This is a genomic window from Clostridium sediminicola (assembly GCF_050402865.1).
GTDB lineage: Bacteria > Bacillota > Clostridia > Clostridiales > Clostridiaceae > Clostridium_AF > Clostridium_AF sediminicola.
Genome location: NZ_BAABMF010000061.1, coordinates 1 through 1,431 on the forward strand (window position 1 = coordinate 1; position 1,431 = coordinate 1,431).

The 1,431-nt window shown below is 35.8% G+C and carries 1 protein-coding gene and 1 pseudogene; both read right to left on the reverse strand.

Annotation, left to right across the window (positions count from 1 at the left end; all coding sequences use genetic code 11):
• Window positions 1–142: 142 nt before the first annotated feature.
• Window positions 143–1,006 (reverse strand): DUF6282 family protein, encoded by an 864-nt coding sequence (locus ACQ3F0_RS26690; protein WP_428868859.1) that lies wholly within the window; start codon window positions 1,004–1,006, stop codon window positions 143–145.
• Window positions 1,007–1,199: 193 nt separating this feature from the next.
• A pseudogene (locus ACQ3F0_RS26695) lies at window positions 1,200–1,431 on the reverse strand (alpha/beta hydrolase); the annotation flags it as partial.

Consider the following 1,431-nt stretch of genomic DNA (forward strand, 5'->3'; position numbering starts at 1 on the left):
GTTAGCGATTACTGTAGGTCTTTTTTCTCCCTCTTTATAATCATCAGGTAGATATATATCACCTAACATACGACTACCTTCACTGTAAAATACGATTTCTCTTTGTTTCATTTTAACTTCCCCCTTAGTTGTTTTGTTATATTCAATCTCTTACAACAATCCTCTCTGGCACAGTACGAATCATTGTTGTAATGTCTTTATCGTTAAAACCCTGATCCAACATAGTTTCAATAAAACGCACCATAGCAAGAGCAGGATGTTCTTGTCCATATTGTCCTCGATCTGTAGCAAGATACACGTATTCCGGACCTACAGTTCGTATATTTTCAGCCATAGCCTCGGCAGTGATTGAGCCTTCGGCAATATTGTACCAATTCTTTTCTATAAGAACTCCTAATTTTGCTAACTCCGATTGAACCGTACCCGGAACCATAGTTCGGTCAAATTCAGGGTGAGTTAGAATCATTTGAACTCCATAATCACGTCCAGCTTTACATAAGTCAACTGACTCCTTGGCTTCAAGGTGTCCTGTGGCTAGATATGCTCCATATTTTTTGACTATTTCAAATATTTCGTAAATTCTACTGTCAAATTCGCCAACATCGTTATATATTGAAATTCCTGATCGATTGAAAAAGTCTCCTGGCATATTACCATAACAAAGGGAATTCTTAGCATCACGTGTTGGCATCCAAACGATAACTGCCCCTGTTTTTAAAGCATTTTCCACAGCATATGGATTAAGTCCACCTACTGGCCAATTCAGAGCAATTCCACCATAAGCTTTCGTTAAAACACCACTTTTCATATTTACCAGAGCCGCTCGAGATGAAGTAAGTTCATAATGGCTTTTAATCAAGACCCCTGCCATACCAAATTTAGCTGCTTCCAATACTAGCTCAAAATCATCAACGGACCTTCTGAATGGAGAAGGATTTGTGTGGATATGAAGGTCATAAGCTCCTCGAATTAATGAAAGAGCTTGATCATGATGCTTAGTTTTCATAGTGATACACTCCTTCTAAATATTTTTTATTACTTTAAGTTTTAAAAGTTCTCAAACAACCACTTAACTTAATTTTAAGATGCAAAGCTTTACAGTATTTATTAAAAGGATTTCCTCCACTTTTGTCGAATATTATTAATAGCTGACAAACACTAAATCCAACTGGAGGAATCCTTATAGTTCAAAAATCCTATTAGATGAATTTTGCAAAGAAACCTGATAGTGCATCCATAAGGCCTACAAATTTTGGATCTTCATCAAACATCCATTCGTTATGTTTTCCTTCTACAAAATACAGTTCTTTTGGCTCTTTTGCAAGTCTATAAGCTTCATCAGCTTCTTCTCTATCATGTAGTTCATTATATTTTCCGTGACCTACAAATACTCCACAGTTTAAGTGTTTAAATGTATCTTCTATATTAAAT